This window comes from Terrabacter sp. P2_E3 (assembly GCF_056403915.1).
The window spans coordinates 1-21,411 of sequence record NZ_JBFUEN010000021.1 but is presented as its reverse complement, the minus strand read 5'-3'; the positions used below and the strand labels follow the sequence as shown (position 1 = coordinate 21,411).

Below are 21,411 nucleotides of genomic sequence, written 5' to 3'. Positions count from 1 at the left end.
GGTCTTGGGCGGGCTCTTGGGTGCCGGTTGTGGTTCTCGTGACCTTGTGGGCCGTGCCGGTGGCGGCTATCGCTATAGCTGTCCCGTTGGCGAGCAAGCGCGAGGTTGCCAGCGTTGCACCGGACGAGCCGTCCCTGGTCAAAGTGGGGAGCCGTAGCACGGACTACCGCACCTCCGTACTCGTAAATATCGAGCTGAAGCAGCTCGGCGAGGTGCGATCGCCCGTGGCCGGAATTGTCACCAGCATCGCCCAAGATGCTGGCCCGATTCAATCGGGTGAGGAACTTTTTGCCGTTGACGGCGTGCCGGTCCTGGCGCATCGCGGCCGAACGCCTCTGTACCGAGAGCTTCGATCTGGCGAGACGGGGCCTGAAGTGGCCCTGCTGAGCCAATTCTTGTCGGATGCCCGCTTACTCGACCGGCGGAAGGTGAGCGGCACCTTCGGGCCGACGGTGAAGGCCGCTGTCACGGGCTTGCAGAAGCGGCTGCGCGTGCCTCAGGACGGCGTGTTCCGGCCAAGCTACGTCGCTTTCGTGCCGAATTCCGCGACAGCCATTGGCGAAGCCTCTGTGACCCTCGCCAGTCCGGTTGCCGTCGGTGACCCAGTCCTTGGCCTAGCACCGACGCCAACGGACATCTCGATCACACCCGCGAGCCAAGGCTCGTCTCTAGCGCCGCTGCAGAAGGGGGCGCTCACCCTGACTTTCGGCGACCGAGAGATAGCCATGTCTGGTCTGAAGCCGACCGCTGGAGAGTTGACCGCCGTCTACACCAGCCTGCGCGAGGCCGTTACTACCGGCGCTGCGCAGATGACCGGAGGTGGCGGCGGAGGCGCGCCGGAACAATACGTCGGCGGCCTGATCAGGCTCTCACGCGCCCAGGAACGTGCCGTCGTGCCAAGCACTGCCGTCTACATGACGATGTCTGGCGCCCAGTGCCTCTTCCGCCTGGAGAGGGGGACTTGGAATCCCTTGCCCCTGGGGACGTTGCGGGGCGCCGCGGGCGAGCTGGGCGTCGTGGTCGTGGACTCGGCTTTGGTGGACGACCAGGTTGCTCGGGATCCTCTCAGCCTCCCCGCAAACGTCCTCGCCGGGTGCACGTGAGCTCACCTATGCAGATCGAGGTTCTCGATGCAGCGGTGCACTTTGGCAACCGCATCGTGTTCTCTGGGTTGACTACGCATTTTGCTTCAGGCCAAGTGACCGCCCTCGTCGGTCCCTCCGGGAGCGGCAAATCGACACTGCTCGCCGCCCTTTCCGGCTACCAGTCGCTCAGCGCCGGATGCATCGAGTTTCACGGTTCAGGCCCCGCACCCTTACCTCCGGACCCGAGCCGTGTTGCCTGGGTGCCCCAAGGTTCTAACGCCCTAGCTCGTCGAAGCGCCCTGGAGAACGTGGCCATCGCCCCCTTAAGCTCCGGCGCACGACTCAGCGACGCGCGGGAGCGAGCAGTCGAGGCCCTGGAGCTCGTTCATCTCGGTGACCGGCTTCAACAGCAGGCGCGCCGGCTTTCAGGAGGCGAGTTGCAGCGGCTTGCGCTCGCTCGCGCCTTGGCCTCGGGCAAGGAGCTGATCCTTGCCGACGAACCGTCCGCCAACCTTGACGCGACCAACACTGAGTTGATCGCGCAAATCCTCCATGAGCTCAGAGCTCGCGCCACAATCGTAGTGGCAACGCACGACCCCATCCTCGTCAGTTCGGCCTCAGCCGCCGTCCATCTTCGGACCCTGGAAAACCATGGCAACTGACCGCTGGCGCCCGCACCTGCTCATCCGCGAGGCATTCAAGAATGTCTTCGGAGCTGGGTCGCGCATGTTTCCTGTCCTTGCGCTCGCCGTACTCGCCGGCTCCGGTTCAAGTGCCTTCATACTCGTCGAAACCGAATCACTGCGGAAGGAAGTTCAGGCCCTCGCGGACGACGGACACAACGTCCTCACCTTCTCTGCGTTGAAGCCCGAAGAACCAACCCTCATCTCTCGAGCCTCATGTGAGGCGCTTGCGACACAGTCCGGGGTCCGGGCTGCCGGGGTTCTCGAACCAGAGCGGGAGCTCAACGTGCTTCCAGTGGGCAACCGCCTCCCTGCCCAGCGGGCCAGCATCACCCTATTCCCCGAATTGAAGGACGCCGACCTGCTCGTCGGACCCAAGCTATCCGATCATGCGTCCGGAGGCTTCGTCGTCCGCATCGGTGACGAACCAGCAAAAGCCGTGGTTGCGGAGCCACACGCAGAAGGTCTAGGCACTGGCTTCGGCATCACCCTCCCGCCCCGGGCCAGTGCGAGCACAAGCGAACATTGCGTAGTCATCCTCGATCCCTTCGCAGACGCGCAAACGACAAGGGACGCCCTCGCCGCACAACTACACACGAGCGGGAACGCGGTGACGTCCACCGAATTGCTAGTGCCGACCAATGACCCGGTGGACACGTACCTCAAGCGCCCGAGCCGCTGGCTTCCCCTACTTCTTGGAGCGCTGGGCGCCTTGGCCACAGCAATCAGCACTCGCCTCCGTGCAAGCGAAATTGCCGTTTACCGCATGTCCGGCACATCCGCCACCTCGGTCGTGTCCCTGCTGACCGTGGAAGCACTACTGATCGCAGGAACCGCCGCAGCCTCGGCCGCGACGGCGTCCGCTGTCCTGGCAAAGGGGCACCTGGACGCGACGGTTCCCGTGGTTTGGGGCTTGGCTATGGCGGGCGTTTGGACGCTCACTTCTATCGTCGCCTCGCTCGACCTCGCGGTGCGCAGTCCTAACGATCTAGCCAAGGACCGTTAGCCCCGGGTCTTCCCCCGGTCGCTGACAAGCAGATGACGGTGGCAAGCAACGCTTTGTGCAAACCAGGGGCCAGAAGGTTCCGGAGGCTCACCTTCAGCGCGGCCCGAAGGGCAACGACGAAGCCGCCGACGGGCTCGCCAACCTCGTGCCGCTCCGGGCCCGCTGCCCACGAACGCGTGACCTTGCCCAGCCGCAATGGTCGCCTTCGACTACGACGAAGCCGTCAATGGCTTGATCGGTAGGCCGTTCTCAGTGCTGAACTCTTGACGCTCCACCTGAGCCAGAAGGGGTGTCTGGCACTAGAGCGTTCACTTGACCGGCGTTGACCGGCTGCGCAGGTGCGTTCGTGCCGTCCCGCCGAGCCCCGGAACACACACTGCGGCCCCGATGTACCGAGGACCGTCAGCCAACATCCGGATCTGCCGCTGATCGTTCTCGAGATGCGGCCACGCGCTTCCCGGTCACACCCGGGGGTCTCCGTGGTCGCGACCATCGGCCTGCGCAACTTTGGGCTTGATCAACCTGAATACGACGTAGCCAAGGAATACGGGCAAACCCACGAGCGCCATCGGGGGCAGCGCGAAACCGATGATGAACTCGAACAACGTCACGGCAGCCCCCAAGACACGGCAAGGGCCAGACTCTATCCAAACCCTCACCCCTCCTCGTGTGTTATCCGGAACTGCCGCTCTGAGGGCGACTACGATCGCCCGACCATGCCGCTGGTAGTAGGTATAGAGGTGATCCGCACATGCCGCCGTCGGGACGGTCGGGTGCCAACCGAGCCGACCCCGAACGCCTTATTGTGCGAGACGGCATCCACGGGCCCGAGCCGCGCTAAACCGCACGGTTGCTGCCGATGTCAGGCATGATCGCGCCATGGCCGCGCTGAGCCGACTCACGGATCCACACGCCGGTGACTGGGTCAACGAGAGACTCCTCGGGCACGACCTTCCCGGGATTCCGGTCGGTTCTGTCGTGCCGACGGGATTCTCCAGAGTGGTGCGGGTCTTTCACCCGGCGGGCGCGCAGACGTGGGCGCAGATTGCGGCCGCGAACGACCGAAAGATGCATCCGCTCGCGCAGTGGTGCGGTATCTGCCCGGACTTCGACGGCACGAGCCGCAACGGCGACGACGACCCTGAGGAAGGGTCGATGCCGCCGGACGTGCAAGCCGCAGTTTTCGATCACCTCCCCGGAGAGGACTTGGTCTTCGCAGTCTGGGTCGGCTGGGGCAGTTGGACTGACTTGGAGCTGCCTGAGGTTGTCATGCCCGGGTGGGGCGGCCGGGACTACGCCTTGTTCACCGGGCCAAAAGGTGTCGTAACAACGTGGCCCGGAATGCAGGAGACGTTTCCACAATCGGCCAGCTTGGTGTGGCCGCAGGACCACGCCTGGTGCCTTGCCACCGACATCGACTGGGACAGCACCCTCGTCGCCGCAGGCGATGCCGTCGCCGAGGGGCTATTGGCTGACGACCGACTCGAGACCTTCGAGGTCGCCTACTTCGACGACTTGAGCTGGCCGGGAGACGGGGTCAACCCCGCGCCGCCCTGGCTCCCTCGACCGTTCTGAGACGCTCCAGCCGCGTCCGCACATGGCTCCCTTCTGTGTCAAGACGCGGCAGGGAGGTGCGTTCTACGCTGGGTCGTGACGGGTCCGGGAAGTGGCTTGTCCGAAGAGCCGGTGTGGGGTTGTGAGCCGGTCGCGCTGGAGTCAGAGACGTTGCCCCGGTGCCCTCCCGGGCCCGTCACCTGTCGTGTGGCTGTCGTGATCCGACCGGCGACGTAGTCGCCGAGCATGGTCCGGAAGACGAGGTCGGACAGGCGCCGTTTGAGGCAGCGCATCGCTTCCATCGAGCTCTTCCCGGAGGCCTTCTTCCGGTCGAAGTACGCGCGGCCTTCGGTCGGGGTGCGCAGCTGGACTGTGGCCATGATGTGCAGCACCCGGTTGATCTGGCGGTTCCCGCCCCGAGAGAGCCGATGGCGCACGTGATCGCCGGAGGACGCATCGATCGGAGCAGTGCCGGTCCAGGAGGCGAAGTGGTTACGGTCCGGGAACCGAGACAGGTCACCGACCTCGACGAGCAGCCGCGCCGCACCCGACGGGCCGACCCCGTGCAACCCCAGCAGCGAGGTCCCGGTCGCCGCGACGAGCTCCTTCAGCTCCTTGTCCGCGGCCTTCTTCCGCGCGTAGATCCGCTCCAGGTCAGCGACCAGCTCCGCGGCGACCCGCTTGCGGGTCTTCCCGACCGCATCCCGCGGTCGGATGCCGGCCAGGATGGCCTTGGCCTGGGCCGCGGAGAGGTACTTCTTCGCGCCACCAGGCAGCAGTTCCAACAGGATTCGGTGCAGCTGGCTGATCTTGCGGGTGTGCTCGTCCCCGATCGAGCGGCGACGGTCAACGAGCAGCTGCAGCACCTCCAGCTGCGCATCCGTCACGACCGGGCGCAGCCCGGCCATCCTCGTGCCGACGAGCGCGACGGAGTGCGCGTCGGTCGCGTCGGTCTTGCGGCCCTGCCCGGTCGCGAACACCCGAGCCCGAGCGGACAGCTTCGCCGGCACGTCGACCACGACCTGCCCGTCCGCGATCAGCCGGTGCGCGATGTGCCGGCCAATCCCCTCGCACCCCTCGATCGCCCAGACCCGCTCCGGCCACGCCGCGACGTGCTCGAGCATCGCCTGGTAGCCCTCGACGCTCGTGTCGAACCGGCCACCATCGAGGACCGTCTCGTCGGCCGTCATCACCTCGATCGTCACGCTGCGCTTGTGCGGGTCCATGCCGATCACGACCCGCGGAACCTGCTCTTCCATGTGAACCTCCCTCGCCCGGAACCGACTACTGGTTGGGCGTGGAGGGCACCGCTACTTCGAGCAGAGCAATCCCTTCTTGAGCCTCTCCTGCCCGGCGGTGCCCGGGCGGCGCAACCCATGTGAGAGCCACACGACCAGGCGTGGGCAGCCGCGTTTGCGAGCGACGAGCCCGGGCACCTAAACCAGAGCCTGCGCAGGCACCGGTCCTGCCGTCAATGAAACAAGTAGCCGCTCTGAGGACGGCCACGCGCGCGCAGTCACGCCGCGCTGCCGTTGTGGTCACTCCTCACCCTCCAGTGGGCAGACCACCTGACTGGCCGAGCGTGTCAAGTCCCTTGCGATGCCCCTGTGCAACGGCGCTCTCTTCGATTTCGATCTTTCCGGCTTCTTTGAGCTGCATGAGGGCGATTAGGAGCGTGTCATAGGCGACGGCGGGTGGTACGTCGATTGCCCAGAGGATGCCTGAGCCGTCCACCTCCCAGGCGCACTCGAACTTCTTTAGCAGCGACCCGATGCGGTCCAACTCAGTTTTATCCAAGATGATGAGGCGAACTGTTGAGTGCCCAGAAGGCGCGACGAACTCCTCGAACACCAACTCTCGACGCTCGTTATCCGCCCGCACGCGGACGATGTCGCCAAGCGCAATCCCCTTGACGTAGAAGGGGACGTTGCAGACTCGTGACTCCATTCTCACCGGCGTCTTCTCGGTCCATAGACGCTCCGTCGAGGCGCGAGCCCATCTCGCAAGGTTCTCCGGCAGATCGAAAGCAACCTTATAGAGCCGCTCAACATCAGTCGTTCCAGCGCGAGGGTGTTCGTGAGGGTTCGCGACATTGCCTGAGTCCATGGTCCTACTCCTCCAAGCTTTGCGCGGCCTCGCTCGTGCCGCTCTATGGTGCGACGCTCCAACTGACCGGTTACCACAAGAACCATGGCGACCGTCGTGAGCCACAGCCACTAGGCGCCACCTGACACGACCCGCACAAGGCAAGCGTCGAATATGGTCGACCTTCGATTACGAGCGAGGGCGCTCCCTTGATCCGCAGCATGGAGCATGCCATGCATGAGGTCGAACGTCCGCTCATCAAGCGTGAGACGTTTACCGGATTTGCCGCGGAGCGCGTAGGCATCATGTCGCACACGGGGTCGACAGGCAGAGCGTGCGACGATCTCGTCGTGAGAACGATGGGGTGGCCCTATCCCTTCAGACAGCGCCCCTGGGAAGAACTCGACCGGGAGTTCGACTCCTGGTCCTCGACGCACCCCGAGTTCCAGCACATGTCCGCCATCGTCACGAGCGTGCGAGAGGCGGGCGCGGAGGACGTTCTCGCGGCATCCACTTCGATGCACGACTTGTTAGTCCGGCCCACGCCTCTGACAGACCCGCCCTATGACGTGGTCGCGGTTCGGGCCCCCAACTCGATGTTCAAGGTGACTCCCGGCACGGTTCTCATCGAGCACCTGTCCGTGACCGGGAGGAACGACCGCATCGTGCGCCCTGCTGCGGACGCCGTCCCGCTGTTCTGGCGCTTCATGATCGAGAAGTTCGGCGTCGACCCCAAGTTGTGCCAGCGACCGTCCTAAAACCGCCGTGGAGCACCGTCTGACTATCAGCGGTAGGCGTTAGCGCTCATGCCGCGTTGCGTCAGAGTGGGCGGTAGATCGCGATTCGGTCGTCGGCGAACGTGCTCCCGAATCGGCCCGCGTCAGAATCCTTGTGCAATGCACCGCAGGAGCAGGAGGCCGTTTCAGTTGGGTCGAGCCTGAGCAGGTCACGGCACCGCGGACACTCAGCCACCAGGCCGGGTCGCACCGACCACCCCGTGGGTGTCCCAGTGGCACTGGGACCATGTCCGATGTACTCGTAGCCGTCATGCACAGCCATGCCGCGACCCTAGCCGGAACGTCCGCTTCTGCCGCGAATCGCGCTCCGAATGACCGACCAACCCACTGATCTCCGGACTGGAACGGCAAGAACTACCTGCGGGCAGCGCTACCCGTGGGCCGCTCGGAGCCGACCTGCGGTCGCCGAGCCTTGTGCTTCATGAGGCCCGTGTAGGTGTAGCGGCCGGCCCACAGGCCGGCCACGCCGCTCGCGGCAGCTAGGAGCGAATGCAGTTGTCCTTCCGCATATCCAGCTGCAACGAGGACGGTCGCCGCTGCGAGCAATCCGACCACGATGCCGGCCACCAGAGCGAGCACTCGCATCCGAGGCCAAGGGGCCGAGGGTGGGATCGCCGGGGGAATCTTCAACCTTCGGGCCTCCTTGCGATCACTGTAAGGGCGTGAAGCCCGAAGCGGCCGACAACGCACTCAACTGCCGCACTGAGGACGGCTACGCTCGTCCGAATCTGCCGCGATCAGAGCAGATGACCGACCTTGACCTCCACCATTCTTCGGACAGGTTTGCGGGTCTCTCCTGCGACGTACACCGGGTCCATGCCCTCAGCTTGCAGAACGGCATCAGTGAACTCGTCCACATCGCGCGGAGGGTTGACGATCAGTTCTTCCTGGGCGTCTGGAGGAAGGCAGAATCCAAGCTGCGAGCACAGATCACTCAGCAGCAGGCGCAGCTCTCCCCCGAGCTGCTCTTCCTGCGTCAGTGGACTTCGATTCGGCCGCCTCTTGCTCACGATGTCAGCCTGCCGGACCCGGCGCGTGAATGCACGGATCTGCCGCACTGAGGACGGCTACGCTCGTCCGAATCTGCCGCCGAGCGCGAACCGTCTCTGATGTCGGCGCGCTGACCCGCGGTTGTCAGCCGGCGAACATGGTCGATTGAGAGACGATCGTGCCGATGGCCGCCCATATGGCATATCCAGCACCGAGGAGAATGAGAGCCGATGCGCCAACGACACTCCAGATGGGCAGTCGTCGTGGACTACGGGCCGTCCAGTACGAGGCGCCGAAAACCCCGCACGCCACGAGCAGCAGAATCTTGCCAACATTTGGGTTGGCGTCCCATGCCCACCAGATGCCGCCGGCGACAGCCATAGCGGCGCCCGCCGCGGCCAGCAGGCAGGGAAGCAGAATCATCCGTGTCGAGTCCCGTGCTGTGGCCCGCGTTGTCACCCTTCCCCCTTCGCAACTGGCCTAGACGCTACCGGTCCGGCGACCTCTCGGGACGAACAGAACGCCCGACATTGCCCAGCTCGCGCGGCTCAAGGCGCCGCACGTTGAGCGCTGGCATGCCACTCTGCCCTCATGACGTCGACCGACTTCCGCGAGCCCTGGCGCCGAGTCGAAGGCGACAGCGCTCGGGCATTCGAGGATGAAGCGGCGGCCGAGATCGCTGACGGCCACGAACTGCACGGGCTGCACCTGACCGCCATCGCGAAGTGCGAGGGCTGTGACTCCGTGGTCTATCGCGGATCGGACGGCACATTCGCGATCGTGCATCTCAGCTGGACCACGAAGCGCGAGACGCCGCCATGGCCGCGCACAAGCCGATTGGGAGGGTTCATCGCGCTGGAAGCGGCGATGGATCAACACGAGCATTGACCGCTCATGCCGCTGAAGGTTCAACCGGACCGGGCTCTTCGGCACCGCTACGGTCGGCGAATGGATGTGTTCCTCGTGTGGCACGTGCGGCACGCTCGCAACCTCGACGACGTGCCAATAGAGCACCGTGGCGAGGATGGCGAACTGGCATATGACGAGGTGTACGACGACCTCAAGGTCATCGGAGTCTACGAAGATGAAGAGGCGGCGGAAGCAGCGATTGCCCGAACCAGAAAACTGCCGGGCTTCAGAGGCGAGCCGGACTGCTTCATGATCGACGGCTACGCACTCGGAGAAGACCACTGGACGGAAGGCTTCGTCAGCGAGCCACGCGAGGCTGACTAACCCGCTGGCCGCTATCGACCGAACGTCCGCTCTTGCCGCGAGGCGAGGGTCGACAGAGTGACCCGAAGCCGTTGGCCGGCCGGGTTCCGGGCCTGCCTACAGTTCGATCCGCCGCTCTTGAGCGTTGCTGTCCGAGGCGTCACCAAATCGGACGTATGCCTGGGCCGGTCGTGCGGGAAAGGCCCGAACTTCGGATTCGATGCCGGCGAATAGGCGGTCGGCGTCCGGTCCGTAGCAGTAGATGGTTGCCTGACCGCCGCCGAACTCATTGCCGTCGTGGGCACCCAGGTGTTGAGATTCGATCAGGTTCGCCAGGCGGTCCTCGAGGGCGAAGATCGCTTGCCGCTCCTCGCTGGTCCCGTGCTCGTCGTTCGACAGGGCGTAGTGGAGGATCACGGCATGCTCGGGTGCAGGCGGCGCGGGCGAGCGTGACTTGCGTTTGAACAGTCCCATCGTGGCTTTCCTGTCTCTATTGCTCCTGGACGCGATCGTGGCAGACAGGAAACGATGACGCACTCATCTGCCGCGAACAGCGCGGTCGAGCGACGAGCGCGGTTGCGGAGCCAAGCCTCGGGAGGACCGCGGGACGGGCAGTTCGGATCACCGCAACATCCTGCTGTTGACACCCCTGCGAGTCGCCGCCAGAGTCGCTCAGAGAACGACCGTGTGACAGGGGTTAGTGATGATGAAGGCCATTCGTAGCAGTGCTGACAATGTCTCCCTTGCTCGCCTCGGGAGCACCAGGCTCTACTCTTGCGAGAGACCTGGGGCGGCCGATATCGCAAGAGCCTGGTGGTGTGCAAGTACCGGCGTTTCCGTCAGTTGTGGGCACCTCTGACATGAGTACTGATTCGAGAGCCGAGACAACCGCCCCGTGGACCCAGTTGCTCGGATTCGCTGCCCTCGAGATCGCATTTCTCATGAGTGTTGGCACCGTGGTGGCGCGCAGCGCCGAGCATCGCAACTGGTGGATCGCCGCGGCGGTCGTCACCCAACTCGTCTTGGTAGGGGCTGTGGTCGGGGCATTCCGGCGGCGGAGGAAGCACCAGTCTCGAGGATCGCAAGAGTAGGTTAGTGCTCCGCAGATGCTTGCACCGCGGCAGGTAGATGAGGCTCTGCGACATAGACGTCCGGAAATGCCGCGCTGAGGACGGCTGCGCTCATCGACTCAACGGCGGTCATACTCGGCGGGTGAGCACGCCCTTCCCGGAACCGACCAAGCCTGCATCGTCGTCCGCCGAGGTGCTCGTTCGCTACCTCGACTACTTCCGCGACCAAATCGTACAGCGGGTCGAAGGCCTGTCCGAGAAGGACCAGCGAACGAGCAGACTCCCCTCTGCGTGGACACCGGTACAGCTCTTGAAGCACCTGACGCATGTCGAGCAGCGATGGCTCGAGTGGGGATTCGAAGGTGCCACGGTTGCCGAGCCGTGGGCGGATAGCCGCAATGGGCACTGGTTCGTGGACGACACCGAGCCCCTCACCGACCTACTCGTGGCCTTCCGCGAGCAGTCCGGACGCAGTAACGCCATCATTCGGGCCCACGCTCTGACCGATGTCGGAAGGCCCGGCCCTCGGTGGGATGGTCAGCCACCGGCAACCCTCGAGCGGGTGCTGCTGCACCTCGTACAGGAGTACGCCAGGCATGCCGGCCATCTCGACATCGTGGCTGAACTCGCGAGTGGCCCCACTGGCGAATGACCGCCCAGCCGGGCGCGGCATCCACTGCTCGTCCGAATCGTCAGGGCTGACGACGGCTCGCTCGATCCCCACCGCAAGCCTGACGCCTGGGCGCTGAAGGACCGGGACGCGGCCAAGGTTGTCTCGATGTGCGCACGCATCTGCCGCGCGCCGATCGGCCGTCCCGCCGGCGCAAAGACCAGGCGGGTGCACGAGAGGTATGTGCCACTCAGGGCTGGTCGCTCTGGGGCATCACTGCGGGCACGCCTCAAATCACGTACTCCAGCACCGGCGAATCCGGCCCAGAGCGCAGCCGACAACCAGAAGAGCCAATCGGCATTCGGGCTTGTGAACGCCCGCCAGAGCCAGACGCCGGCCAGGAGGCAGGCCGCCACGATGAAGAACAACCTCACGCGAGGACTCACGGTCCCGAACTTAGCTGCTGATCACGAACGCGCGCTGGCCATGGACTCACGCATCCGGACATGCCGCGGTTGGTGCGATCGATCAGCCGCCGTAGTCCTCGAACTCCCAGTACCCGAGACGGCCGAGGCGCTGGCCGACCTCCGACCAGTCTTCGGCCTCAACCTCTTGCACTCTCGCCGACAGCCAGGCTCGGAGCCGAACCTGATCGAACTCCTCGAAGTTGACGATGAGGTGGTGCCGAGCGTTGTAGATGCCGCCAACTCGGGTGCACGCCCTGGCTAGCCACTCCGGCGTGCAGACCGTAACGTCGAAAGACTCCTCTCCAGGCGAGTCAGGCGGCCCGACGATCATCCGAGCTAGCAACGAAAACTCGGCAGCATCGTCGGAAAGCGTTGAGGGGTCGGGCTCAAGGTCGAGGCTCTTCAGCACGGCTCGCATGCGACCGATCCTGCCGTACGAACGCACTCATCTGCCGCCGGTCGGTCACAATTGGTGTGACCCCAACAGGCCTGCGTGAAGAGCGGCCCGCAGACCAAGCCAGGCGAGGGCGTCCATCGGTCGTGCCCCCTGCCGTCTCTATGCCATTCATGACCGACGCATCAAGGGCCTTACCCATACGCGACTCCGCTGCGCTCGGCGCCCTGGCGACGGCTCTTGGTGTGAGCGGGCTGCTGTGGCTGGCCGCCACCTTCCAAGCGTGGATCCACAGCAGCCCGGCTCCGAAGTTCTCCGGCGGTCGAGTCCTATCTGTTCTGCTGCACCCTGATCAACCAGCCGCCGCGTGGGGCCATAGCGGTGGTTCCACGCCTGAGTTCTGGTGTCTGGCGTTCGCACTCGGTTTGTCTGTTGGAGGCGCGGCCTACGTCATCCATCGTGCGAGCCGAGCACGAACTCAGCGGGTGGCGTGGCACCACCGCACCGGCATGGCCACCCGCTCGGACATCGCTCGTGCCGCGGGAGCAGGTCGGCTCAAAGGTCGCATCCAGACACTGCGGCCGTCGTCCGCCGGGGCATCCGTCCATGACGTCGCGCATGCGGTCGGGCTGAGCGCCGGCATCAAGTGCTTCGCCACGGTCGAGGACTCCACCGTCGTCTTGGGGCCGCCGCGCTCCGGCAAGGGGGTGCATCTCGTCATCCCGGCCATCCTCGACGCGCCCGGGGCGGTGGTGACGACGAGCACCCGTCCCGACAACATCACAGCGACACTGCGCGCCCGGCAATCTGCTGGCCCAGTGGCCGTCTTCGATCCGCAAGGCCTCGCACCCGGGGTTCCTTCGACAGCTCGATGGTCACCCATCCGCGGCTGTGAGGACCCGCACATCGCGATGATCCGCGCCAAGGCGCTCACCAAAGGCGCGGCGTCCGGCACCACCGACGCGAACTTCTGGCAGTCCTCTGCCGAGCAGGCCGTGCGCGCACTTCTTCACGCCGCTGCCCTTGGCCATTGCGACCCGGCGGATCTCTACCGGTGGTCGCTGTCCGCGGTCCATGCCCGCGAAGCGGTCATGATCCTCAGCACGAGCCCACACGCGGCGCAGGCGTGGCACCAAGGGCTCGACTCCATCATCAGCGCCGACCCCAGGCAGCGCGACTCCGTCTGGGCCATGGTCTCCATCGCCTTCGCCGCCCTCGCCGACCCTCGCGTCCTGCAGGCCGTCTCCCCCGCCGAGGGCGAGCAGCTCGACCCAGCAAACGTCCTGGCCAACAACGGCACCGTCTACCTGCTCGGCACCTCGACCGGCGCCGCCGCCACAGCCGGCCTGGTCGGCGCGTTCCTCGAGGACGTGCTCGAGGTCGCCCGGCGCAAGGCCGCCGGCTCCCCCGGCTCACGCCTCGACCCTCCCCTGTCGATGATCCTCGACGAGGCGGCGAACTACCCACTCCCCTCGCTCGCCTCGCTCATGTCCGACGGCGGCGGCTCCGGCATCGCCACGACCGTCGTCCTCCAGTCCCTGGCGCAAGCCCGAGCCGTGTGGGGCGAACACGCAGCGTCGGCCATTTGGGACGCCGCCATCGTCAAGCTCATCCTCGGCGGCGGGTCCAACGCACGCGACCTCGACGACCTGTCCAAGCTCATCGGCACCCGACCCAAGGACGTCACGAGCCGCAGCACCGGCCACGACGGCCGCCACTCGACCTCGACCTCCACGAGCGAGGTGCCGATCCTGACGCCGGCCGAGCTGCGCACCCTCCCCTTCGGGTCGGCCGTGCTCCTCATGCGCTCGGCACCACCCATCGCGCTGACCATGAGCCCCTGGACCAAGCGCCAGGATGCCAAGAGCCTCACTGCTGCGCGCACGGACCTCGAGCAGAGGATTCGCGATGCGAGCCTCGTCCGTCCCTGACCCCACCGCCCGACGGACCCGGCGGCCCCGCCGGGCTGCCTACGACGCGTACCTCAACTCGCGCATGTGGAGCGACAAGCGCAAGCAGTGGTATGCCGCTTGGCTGACCGCCGCCGGCGTGGAGCCTTCGTGCCTGGTTTGCGGTCGACGCTGGACCCTCAAAGCCGGGCACCTGCACCACGCCACCTACGCGCGTCTGGGCATCGAGCCAGTCGAGGACCTGGTGCCCCTGTGCCGTCGGGACCACCAGAGGCTGCACGCCCTCATCGACGCGCACCCGACGTGGAGGCGCTCAGACCGCAGGACGGCAACGGCCGCGATCATCGCCTCCCTGCGGCAAGCCCCTGACGCCCGCGCCGACGACAACCCCACCCGCCCGCACAGTCCTGCTCCGTGACGACCGACGAAGCGCTGGACTTCGGTGAGGATCCGTTCGAGCGGACCTTCGGCCAGCTCCGCGGACCCGTGCACTGGCCATCCCTCACCGAGCACGAAACCCGTGACCGCATGCAGGAGCTCGACGAGTGGGTGCGTCACCTGGTGCGCCGCTTCGCTGTCGAGCCACGCATCATCCCTCCGTGCTGGGCGCAACACGGCGCGCTCATCGAGATCCTCTCCGCGCTCCGCGACCACGAGCGCGCCGACTACGCCGACACCGCCTCCCCCACCGCCGCCATGGACTTCGTCCGCGCCCTCCACGACGCGCAGATCTTCCTCTCCCAGCACGTAGCCAAGACGCAGTGCTCGGTCGCCGGCCACCGCGACGATCTCATCGCGCCATGGCCCAGCGCGAAAGTCTCTGCGCCGCAGTCCGATTGAACGGACACATGGTGTCCCCCGCGGACTGTCCTCCCTCCAGAAGCGCGGGAGCGCCCCGCGCACGGGAGGGCCGCAATGTCAGCCAACGCGCACCCCAGGCCAACGATCGAGCCCACGTCGCACGCCACCGTCGACCAGCTCCTGGCCCTGGCCCGCAACGCGAGCCGCAACGTCGAGGAGCACGACCCGATCGACTACTGGTACCGCCTCGGTCAGCGCAACGCCTACGCGCACGCCATCGGGCAGCTCCTGGCCCCGGTCGTCGGGCACGACCCGTTCGCCATCGCCGAACGCATCACGACCGCACTCGACGCCGGCACCAGCGAGATCACGGACCTCCGCGCAGCGGGATACGCCCACGGGGTCGCGGCGCCCCAGCCGAAGCCGACCATCGAGTGGGTCGGGCCGAAGGCGTTCGACTCCCAGCACCGCATCATCCGCGGCATCGACCGCGACTACGGCATGCGCTGGGGGCCGCGCAGCAACCAGCGGATCTCGCTGCGGCTCGACGGCGACACGGCCAGCCACGGCCTGCTGTACGCCTACGACCCGACGTGGCAGGAGTATGCCGTCCTCTCCCCGAGCGCCTCCCGCGCCGCCGTCGACCGCGCCTTCGCGCACGCCACGGACACCGACATCCACATGTCCATCGAGTCCTTCACCCAGCTCGTCGCCAGCTACAGCGCCGCGCTCGACTCCGCCGACCAGGACACCGTTCACGTCGTCGAGGCGCAGCTGTGAACGTCCGACGACGCTCCGTCGACGTCGAGGAGGTCCGCGCCCGGCACCCACTCCCGGACGTGGTCGCGGCAGCCGGGGTCGAGCTGCACCAGCGCGGGCACGGCTACGTCGGCTGCTGCCCCTTCCACGACGACACGACGCCATCGTTCTCGGTGGACGGCGTTCCGGACCATTTCCATTGCTTCGGCTGCGGCGCCAGCGGGGACGTCATCGACTTCGTCCGCCGCACCCGCAACCTGGGCTTTCTCGAAGCCGTGGCCGAGCTCGACGGGGACCGGTACCGGGAGCGTTCGCTGTCCGTAGTCCGACCTCGACCCCACCTCCGAGCCGTCCCCGAACCGGCCATTGCCGACATCCCCTCTAGCCGCGCGTTCGAGATCAACCAGCAGGCCTGGGAACACTTCGCCACGCCCGTAGGCGCCGGCTTCGCCACGCACTACCTGCAGCACCGCCGCGGCATCGACCTCGACCCGCTCACCCGCGCCTTCGGGGGACAGATCTTCGTCGGCCACGCCACGCACGGCTGGTCGTCCCTGACCGATCACCTCCGCTCCCAGGGCGTCGACGACGACGAGCTCCTCGGCATGGACCTCGCCATGCGCACCCGAGGCGGGCGCCTCATCGACACCTACCGCAACCGAGTCATCATCCCGATCACCAATGAACGGAACCAGATCCGCGGCTTCATCGGACGGGACATCAGCGGCCACCCCGCCGCCCCCAAGTACCGCAACCCGACGCACACGCCCGTGTTCGACAAGTCCCAGGTCCTCTACCGACCGACCCACCGCCCGCACTCCCCCGACGCCCAGGTCCTCGTCGTCGAAGGAGCGCTCGACGCCCTGGCCGTCGCCGCCGCTGCCGCGGCCGTCGAGGCCTCATCGCGCGTCGCGGTCTGCTCCACCAACGGAGTCGCGGTATCGCCCACCCACGTGGACCAGGTCCTGGCGATGACCCACAGGCCGCCGAGGATCGCTTTCGACGGCGACCCGGCCGGGCAGCAAGGCACGACTCGTTGGCTCGACGCCGCCTGCATCGAGCGGCGCGCCCCCGTGCTGGTCAGCCAACTCCCGTCAGGGTCCGATCCTGCCGACTGGCTGGCCGCCCGAGGCCCGAACGGACTGGGCGACCTCTTCGCTCGCCCCAGCAACGCGCACGATCCGGAAGTCCCCAGCACGGTCGTCCCTGGGCGACAGCTGATCCAGCTGCTGCTCGATCGTGTCGACGACCCCATCCGGGATGCCGTCGACACGATCGCTGCGCTCGCTGCTCAGCTGCCACCGACCGAGCGAGCACAGCTCCTGCGCGACTCGACGTCAGAGATGACCCGCCACGGCTGGAACCCGCGCGACGCCTACGCCAAAGCCCTCGAGGACGCGATGCGCCAGCCGCCAACAACTACCCGCGCTACCCCACGTATCCCCGCCACCCCATCCCTGATCTGAACCGGGAGCGTCGAACTGCATGCCATCAATGACACTCCTCGAGACCGCCGCCGCCGAGCTGCAAGCGGCCTCCGACCTCGCCGCGGACCGCGCCCAGGGGAACCCGCTCGACCCGTGGTCAGCCATGGCCGGGACGATCCGGCTCATCGCCTCGGGCCTCGACCCCATGCCACCGACTGCGAACGTTCCCCTGCGGGACCTGCACGCCCACCTGACGTCAGCCGGCGAGGCGCTTGACCAGCTGACTGTTGAAGAGTCGCCCAGCGACCTCGCGTTCTGGCGCGCCCACGTCCTCGACCTCGCAGAGAACGCGCGAGACCTCGACGCGCGACCGCAGAGCACCCTCAAGGCGCGTCACTGATGACGACGACCGCCACTGACCTGCTCGAGAGAGCCCGTCTCACACTCGCCGACCTCCAACGATCCCGTCAGCCAGTATCCATGCAGCAGTGGGAGTCGTTCGACCAGAGCATCTACAGGCTGCTGCACGAGCTCGTGAGCGCACGCGTCGGATGGTCACCCGCCGACGCCCACACCGTCGCGCTGCACAGGGCGTTCCGCGACTATCCCCAGCCGCTCCAGCCCGTAGGCGACCAACCCGACTTCACGCCACGCGAGGCCGCGCGGTTCCTTGGGATCAGCGAAGCCGCAACGAGGAAGAGCATCCGGGCCGGCGCACTGCTGGCAGCCCCCACGGACACCGGCTACCGCATCCCTAGAGGCGAGCTCACGCTCAACGGGCCCGTCCACCCCTCACCGAGCGACGACGACCACTCACTCGCGCGACTCGCGTGCATAGTCGGCGCCCTCACGGACCTGCTCGTCCTCAACAGAATGGACCCCGCCGTCCCCGAGCTGCAGGCAGCGTCGGCGGCGACGATCGCGAAGGAATGCCTCGATGTTGCTGGCGCCGCGGCAACCCAAGTCCTGAGCATGTGCGATCCTGCCATCGCTGACCGACCTCTGGCTATCGCCCAGTACGCGGCGCCCCTGGTCCAGCGGCTGCCGAACGGCACACCCTTGAGTGGGCTGCAGAACGTCGCAGCCCCCTCCCACGCCCGCGAGCTCCTCACCGACGCGGATGGGCTTGATCTCGCGATCCACCAGTGGGCGCAGGCTGTCCGCGCGGAGCTCTGTGCTCGCGTCCCGAGCGTCGAAGTACTCAGAGACGTCAATAGGCAGGGCGTGCATCTCTACGCCGCGCTGGACGCCGTCCTGAGGGCCACGACGCCGACGTCTGCCACGTCAGACCTTCGTGAACACCTCCGACAGTCAGCCCTGGCCCTCCAGGGTGCGGCCCAGGCATGGTCGCAGACCACCACAGGCGCGCCACCCTCGCATGACTACGTCGACGCGTCACGCCACCTCTACTCAAGCCTGGCGTCCATCACCGGGCCGGCTCATCAAGCCTCTTTAGACGCCGAAGCCACGTACCAATCCCTGCTGCGCGGCGCGAGCGTCCTGGCGAGTGTGACACCCACCGCCACGCCATGGGCCAGCCGTTTACTCGACTCCAACGCTCTCTTCGTCCACGCGCGACACGCGAACGCGGACGCCCGACGCCTGGCCGCCACCCTCGGCGGACGCATGGTCACCGCCACGATCTGCGACGTTCCGGACCTTCCAAGCGCCCTTTGGGAAGCCCAAGCAGCCGCCACGCAGGTCGCGCGAGCACTCCCACCCACCGTGCGGCAGAAACCGCGGACGGCCGACGTGGTCTGCACTGCAGACCTGTGAATTGAGGTGCCAAGGCGGCATCGCACCGCATTTGCGGTACGGAAGCCCCAGCGACCATCACACTCGCGGAGGGCGCCCATCCCGCCGCGATCCGGCCGTTGCGCCCATGACACCGCGGGCAGGGCTTGCGTCCGGCCCCTCCGGTCCGGGGTCCCGATCGCCAGAGCAGGGTCGCGTGCGCGAGATGAGTGGGAGCCTCAAGCATCTTTATACATCGAGGAAGTAGGTAGACGTCGAGGACCGCCCGATCAGGCCGGCGTGCCGCTTTGAGGCCGTGCTCTCGGCATGCAAGCATCTCACTTTCAGTCCCCCAGGCCGACCGGCTCCGCGCTGACCGACAGGAATGGCTACTTGCGACTCGTCGACTACCTCGAGACCAACACCCGGAGAATCATCCGAGACCTGTATGAGCTCCAGATCAGTGGCTATGACTCGGACGATCTTGGGCGAGCGTCACGGGACGTGGCCGCTCTCTGGGAGAGGATACTGAAGGCTAGCGACACAAATTGGTCCTCTAGTAACTGCTCCCTGTACTCGATCACTGAAGACCTCAAATCTCGCGGCTGGACTGGACATGCGGCCCTGCACACGGTTCGGCTTTCGGCTAACTCCGACAAGCACGAGGCAACGCCAAACCATGACTTCCAGAGCATTTTCAGGGCAATCGAGGAACTCAGCACGACGGCCGCAACGCTGCCTGCTCACGTTCCGAATATCGTCTCAGTTCTACCCGAACGACTTCGCCGACGTCGCATGGTTTGTGCGGTCTACGAGTTCTTTATCCATGGAGAAAGCCAGTACTCCTTCCTGGCAGCCAAGACCGACGATACATGGCAAACTGTTCGAGAAATAGACGCGTTTCAGGTGCGGAGTAAGCACACTCAGGCGATCGAGGGGGCACTCGCGACACTCGATGACTGGGTCATCAATCCCCCCGAACTTGATGCCCTCAAAACATCTTTGGAAGCCTCCGACCATGAACTGTGGCACATCGCCAGCTTCACCGCCTCATACCAAGACGTCATTGACTTGATGGCCCCCTATCAGCATGACATGGAGTTGCTTCCTGGTCTGCATCGCGAAGACTCGGACCATAATGTCACTGCCAGCCTCGTTGCCGCACGGATCTCGGGTAAGCCCGATTCTTTCCTGACTTCACGTTCGTCCGCCAGGGTGCATTCGCTCCAGGAGAGGGTGACTGCGTTGTTCGACGCAGTATCCGGCGACCTAACGGACTTTCGACTCGACCGCTGCACCTATGCAACTTTCAGCAAGTCGATACCTGGGGCACTTGCCGCTGACGAAGGCTTGGGGATCGTGATCACCCACGATCGCTTGGTGCTAGTCGTGGAGTAGCGCGTGCCAGCTCCGTCGTACCACGACACCCGCGATGGCCGGCGGCCGGGGGGACCGGGGTGGCCATCGCGCCAGCCCGGTCACGGACGAGGCGCGTCTATCCGCCGCGTAGAGGCCGCAGGTGCCTCAACCGCATCCATCAGGTACGGCATCAACGCGCTCAGGGCGACGTCCCATGGCACGCCCCTATCCCTTCAGATCGCAGTTAGGCTCCGCTATGCCTCAATCGATTGGGGAGTAGCACTACAGGGAGTGGGGCATGAGTAGCGACCTAGATGTCCTCCATGAGTACGTCCTAGAGACGATCGGCTCCTCGCCAGCCGAATGGCCGGGAGGCTGGCCGAACGAAGTCGAAGCGGCACTGATCGACGCGGTGTTCTCGGTCCGCGCTCGGTACGGCAGCCGTCAAAAGGCCACGGGGGTGTACGGCGCGGTCACACGCTGGCGGAACTTCAGGACCGAGAAGGCTGACGACCTTAGAGTGCTCGCAGCCGTCGACGAGGCCCACCTTCGGAACTTGACGAACTCTGGAAAGTTGAGCGGCCGTTACAAAGCCACGGTCGTGATGGATGTCGCTCTGGCCTTGAGTTCCATTGGGATCTTGCACGCGAGGGATGTCGCCGCCCGCCTGCCCGAGGCCAAGAGGGCGTACTTGTCCGTGAAGGGATGCGGGCCGGTGACATGGTCGTATTTCCGCATGCTTCTCGGCATTGATGACGTGAAGCCAGATACGTGGCTGATGCGCTTCGTTCAGGACCGGCTTCCGCATGTTCGAAACACAGCCGAAGCGTCTCAACTGGTCACCACCGTCGCATCTCGCCTGAAGGTGAGTTCGACAGCCCTGGATCACGCGATCTGGAGGTATCGCAGGGCCCAGCCCGAGCCCTCTTCAGCCGGCACCTAGGGCTGAGCAAGCCGAAACCAGCGCGCGACTGCCTCGAGTGGCCGGTCAAGTCCCGGGTAGTGGTGTAGCGCTGCGTGATCCGTGGTGATGGGTCAGGCGGTCAGGGCGGGCAGGCCATCAGTTCCGATCTCTGGTTCGGGGGTGGGGACCAGGTTGACGCGTGAGCGGGCCAGGACGTCCAGGCCGAGGTAGCGGCGGCCTTCGGCCCATTCGTCGGTCTGCTCGGCCAGGACGGCCCCGACGAGGCGGACGATGGCTTCACGGTTGGGGCGCCGCTCTCGTCAAGCGGCGTCGGAGTTTGTCTTTGGCAGCGGTGGCTTTTGGGCTTGCAGGTCGCGGATCATGGCTCGGTACACGACGGCAGCGAGGTGGCGTTTCAGGCACCGTCGAGCTTCGGCCGCGCTCTTGCCCTCGGCGCGTTTGCGCGCGAGGTATATGCGCGCGTCTGGGTGCCATCGCGCTTGGGTTCGGGCGATCGTGAACAGGGCACGGTTGAGCTGGCGGTTCCCGCCGCGGCCGCCGCGG

23 protein-coding genes and 2 pseudogenes are annotated in these 21,411 nt (G+C 66.0%); 17 read left to right on the top strand and 8 right to left on the bottom strand.

The genetic code is table 11. From position 1 onward, the window contains the following. Nucleotides 1-86: 86 nt before the first annotated feature. From AC1DW8_RS20840 to AC1DW8_RS20830, 3 genes are read left to right on the top strand one after another with little or no spacing between them, the layout of a single operon-like run. A complete protein-coding gene (locus AC1DW8_RS20840) occupies nt 87-1,103 on the top strand; it encodes a peptidoglycan-binding domain-containing protein (protein ID WP_162260592.1) in 1,017 nt (338 codons plus the stop codon). A gap of 8 nt (nt 1,104-1,111) precedes the next feature. Further along, entirely contained in the window at nt 1,112-1,747 is a 636-nt protein-coding gene (locus tag AC1DW8_RS20835) for an ABC transporter ATP-binding protein (protein WP_082622740.1), read from the top strand. Next, the gene (locus AC1DW8_RS20830) at nt 1,737-2,774 is read left to right on the top strand and encodes a hypothetical protein (protein WP_157623356.1); all 1,038 of its coding nucleotides are present in this window, start codon (nt 1,737-1,739) and stop codon (nt 2,772-2,774) included. The genes AC1DW8_RS20835 and AC1DW8_RS20830 overlap by 11 nt, the downstream gene beginning before the upstream one ends. A 461-nt stretch (nt 2,775-3,235) precedes the next feature. Here AC1DW8_RS20830 and AC1DW8_RS20825 read toward each other — a convergent pair whose 3' ends face one another. Further along, complete coding sequence (locus AC1DW8_RS20825) at nt 3,236-3,385, bottom strand: hypothetical protein (RefSeq protein ID WP_478095740.1); 150 nt, start codon at nt 3,383-3,385, stop codon at nt 3,236-3,238. Between the two features lie 268 nt (nt 3,386-3,653). Here AC1DW8_RS20825 and AC1DW8_RS20820 point away from each other — a divergent pair, with 268 nt between their 5' ends. After that, the gene (locus AC1DW8_RS20820; protein ID WP_056824124.1) at nt 3,654-4,349 is read left to right on the top strand and encodes a hypothetical protein; all 696 of its coding nucleotides are present in this window, start codon (nt 3,654-3,656) and stop codon (nt 4,347-4,349) included. A 38-nt stretch (nt 4,350-4,387) separates the two neighbouring features. On the opposite strand, the gene AC1DW8_RS20815 is transcribed toward AC1DW8_RS20820, so the two are convergent. Then, nucleotides 4,388-5,587: an IS110 family RNA-guided transposase gene (locus AC1DW8_RS20815; RefSeq protein ID WP_056826218.1), complete on the bottom strand. Its 1,200-nt coding sequence runs from the start codon at nt 5,585-5,587 to the stop codon at nt 4,388-4,390. A gap of 286 nt (nt 5,588-5,873) precedes the next feature. Further along, on the bottom strand, nt 5,874-6,434 hold the full coding sequence (locus AC1DW8_RS20810) for a DUF4265 domain-containing protein (protein WP_082622882.1): 561 nt from the start codon (nt 6,432-6,434) through the stop codon (nt 5,874-5,876). 212 nt (nt 6,435-6,646) lie between these two features. On the opposite strand from AC1DW8_RS20810, the gene AC1DW8_RS20805 reads away from it, so the two are divergent. Both AC1DW8_RS20805 and AC1DW8_RS20800 read left to right on the top strand, forming a co-directional pair. Next, a complete protein-coding gene (locus tag AC1DW8_RS20805; protein ID WP_478095739.1) occupies nt 6,647-7,171 on the top strand; it encodes a hypothetical protein in 525 nt (174 codons plus the stop codon). A gap of 701 nt (nt 7,172-7,872) precedes the next feature. Continuing rightward, nucleotides 7,873-8,271, top strand: a complete 399-nt coding sequence (locus tag AC1DW8_RS20800) for a hypothetical protein (protein WP_478095738.1) — start codon at nt 7,873-7,875, stop codon at nt 8,269-8,271. Between the two features lie 73 nt (nt 8,272-8,344). Here the strand turns inward: AC1DW8_RS20800 and AC1DW8_RS20795 are convergent, their stop codons facing one another. Further along, nucleotides 8,345-8,623 carry a hypothetical protein gene (locus AC1DW8_RS20795; RefSeq protein WP_478095737.1) on the bottom strand — a complete coding sequence of 93 codons (279 nt, stop codon included), beginning with the start codon at nt 8,621-8,623 and terminating at the stop codon, nt 8,345-8,347. A gap of 168 nt (nt 8,624-8,791) precedes the next feature. Between AC1DW8_RS20795 and AC1DW8_RS20790 the strand changes: the two genes are divergently transcribed. Both AC1DW8_RS20790 and AC1DW8_RS20785 read left to right on the top strand, forming a co-directional pair. Beyond that, nucleotides 8,792-9,088 carry a hypothetical protein gene (locus AC1DW8_RS20790; protein ID WP_478095736.1) on the top strand — a complete coding sequence of 99 codons (297 nt, stop codon included), beginning with the start codon at nt 8,792-8,794 and terminating at the stop codon, nt 9,086-9,088. A gap of 60 nt (nt 9,089-9,148) precedes the next feature. After that, on the top strand, nt 9,149-9,433 hold the full coding sequence (locus AC1DW8_RS20785; protein WP_478095735.1) for a DUF7336 domain-containing protein: 285 nt from the start codon (nt 9,149-9,151) through the stop codon (nt 9,431-9,433). A 96-nt stretch (nt 9,434-9,529) separates the two neighbouring features. On the opposite strand, the gene AC1DW8_RS20780 is transcribed toward AC1DW8_RS20785, so the two are convergent. After that, on the bottom strand, nt 9,530-9,886 hold the full coding sequence (locus AC1DW8_RS20780) for a hypothetical protein (RefSeq protein WP_478095734.1): 357 nt from the start codon (nt 9,884-9,886) through the stop codon (nt 9,530-9,532). A gap of 738 nt (nt 9,887-10,624) precedes the next feature. Here AC1DW8_RS20780 and AC1DW8_RS20775 point away from each other — a divergent pair. After that, nucleotides 10,625-11,134: a DinB family protein gene (locus AC1DW8_RS20775; protein WP_478095733.1), complete on the top strand. Its 510-nt coding sequence runs from the start codon at nt 10,625-10,627 to the stop codon at nt 11,132-11,134. A gap of 486 nt (nt 11,135-11,620) precedes the next feature. Here the strand turns inward: AC1DW8_RS20775 and AC1DW8_RS20770 are convergent, their stop codons facing one another. Then, complete coding sequence (locus AC1DW8_RS20770; RefSeq protein ID WP_478095732.1) at nt 11,621-11,968, bottom strand: Imm8 family immunity protein; 348 nt, start codon at nt 11,966-11,968, stop codon at nt 11,621-11,623. Between the two features lie 494 nt (nt 11,969-12,462). Between AC1DW8_RS20770 and AC1DW8_RS20765 the strand changes: the two genes are divergently transcribed. The 8 genes from AC1DW8_RS20765 to AC1DW8_RS20730 all read left to right on the top strand — a co-directional run bounded on the left by AC1DW8_RS20765 (nt 12,463) and on the right by AC1DW8_RS20730 (nt 20,886). Beyond that, nucleotides 12,463-13,884, top strand: coding sequence for a type IV secretory system conjugative DNA transfer family protein (locus AC1DW8_RS20765; protein WP_478095731.1), 1,422 nt, complete (start codon nt 12,463-12,465; stop codon nt 13,882-13,884). Nucleotides 13,885-14,277: 393 nt separating this feature from the next. Next, nucleotides 14,278-14,703: a hypothetical protein gene (locus tag AC1DW8_RS20760; protein WP_478095730.1), complete on the top strand. Its 426-nt coding sequence runs from the start codon at nt 14,278-14,280 to the stop codon at nt 14,701-14,703. A 75-nt stretch (nt 14,704-14,778) separates the two neighbouring features. Further along, entirely contained in the window at nt 14,779-15,444 is a 666-nt protein-coding gene (locus tag AC1DW8_RS20755; RefSeq protein ID WP_478095729.1) for a hypothetical protein, read from the top strand. Then, complete coding sequence (locus AC1DW8_RS20750; protein WP_478095728.1) at nt 15,441-16,889, top strand: CHC2 zinc finger domain-containing protein; 1,449 nt, start codon at nt 15,441-15,443, stop codon at nt 16,887-16,889. Before AC1DW8_RS20755 ends, AC1DW8_RS20750 begins: the two co-directional genes overlap by 4 nt. 28 nt (nt 16,890-16,917) lie before the next feature. After that, the gene (locus tag AC1DW8_RS20745) at nt 16,918-17,250 is read left to right on the top strand and encodes a hypothetical protein (RefSeq protein ID WP_478095727.1); all 333 of its coding nucleotides are present in this window, start codon (nt 16,918-16,920) and stop codon (nt 17,248-17,250) included. Next, nucleotides 17,250-18,626: a helix-turn-helix domain-containing protein gene (locus AC1DW8_RS20740; RefSeq protein ID WP_478095726.1), complete on the top strand. Its 1,377-nt coding sequence runs from the start codon at nt 17,250-17,252 to the stop codon at nt 18,624-18,626. The genes AC1DW8_RS20745 and AC1DW8_RS20740 overlap by 1 nt, the downstream gene beginning before the upstream one ends. Before the next feature lie 462 nt (nt 18,627-19,088). After that, entirely contained in the window at nt 19,089-19,982 is an 894-nt protein-coding gene (locus tag AC1DW8_RS20735; protein ID WP_478095725.1) for a hypothetical protein, read from the top strand. A 259-nt stretch (nt 19,983-20,241) separates the two neighbouring features. Next, on the top strand, nt 20,242-20,886 hold the full coding sequence (locus AC1DW8_RS20730) for a hypothetical protein (protein ID WP_478095724.1): 645 nt from the start codon (nt 20,242-20,244) through the stop codon (nt 20,884-20,886). Between the two features lie 92 nt (nt 20,887-20,978). Here the strand turns inward: AC1DW8_RS20730 and AC1DW8_RS20725 are convergent. Next, nucleotides 20,979-21,155 (bottom strand): annotated as a pseudogene (locus AC1DW8_RS20725) (IS256 family transposase); the annotation flags it as partial. Between the two features lie 12 nt (nt 21,156-21,167). Continuing rightward, nucleotides 21,168-21,411 (bottom strand): annotated as a pseudogene (locus AC1DW8_RS20720) (IS110 family transposase); the annotation flags it as partial.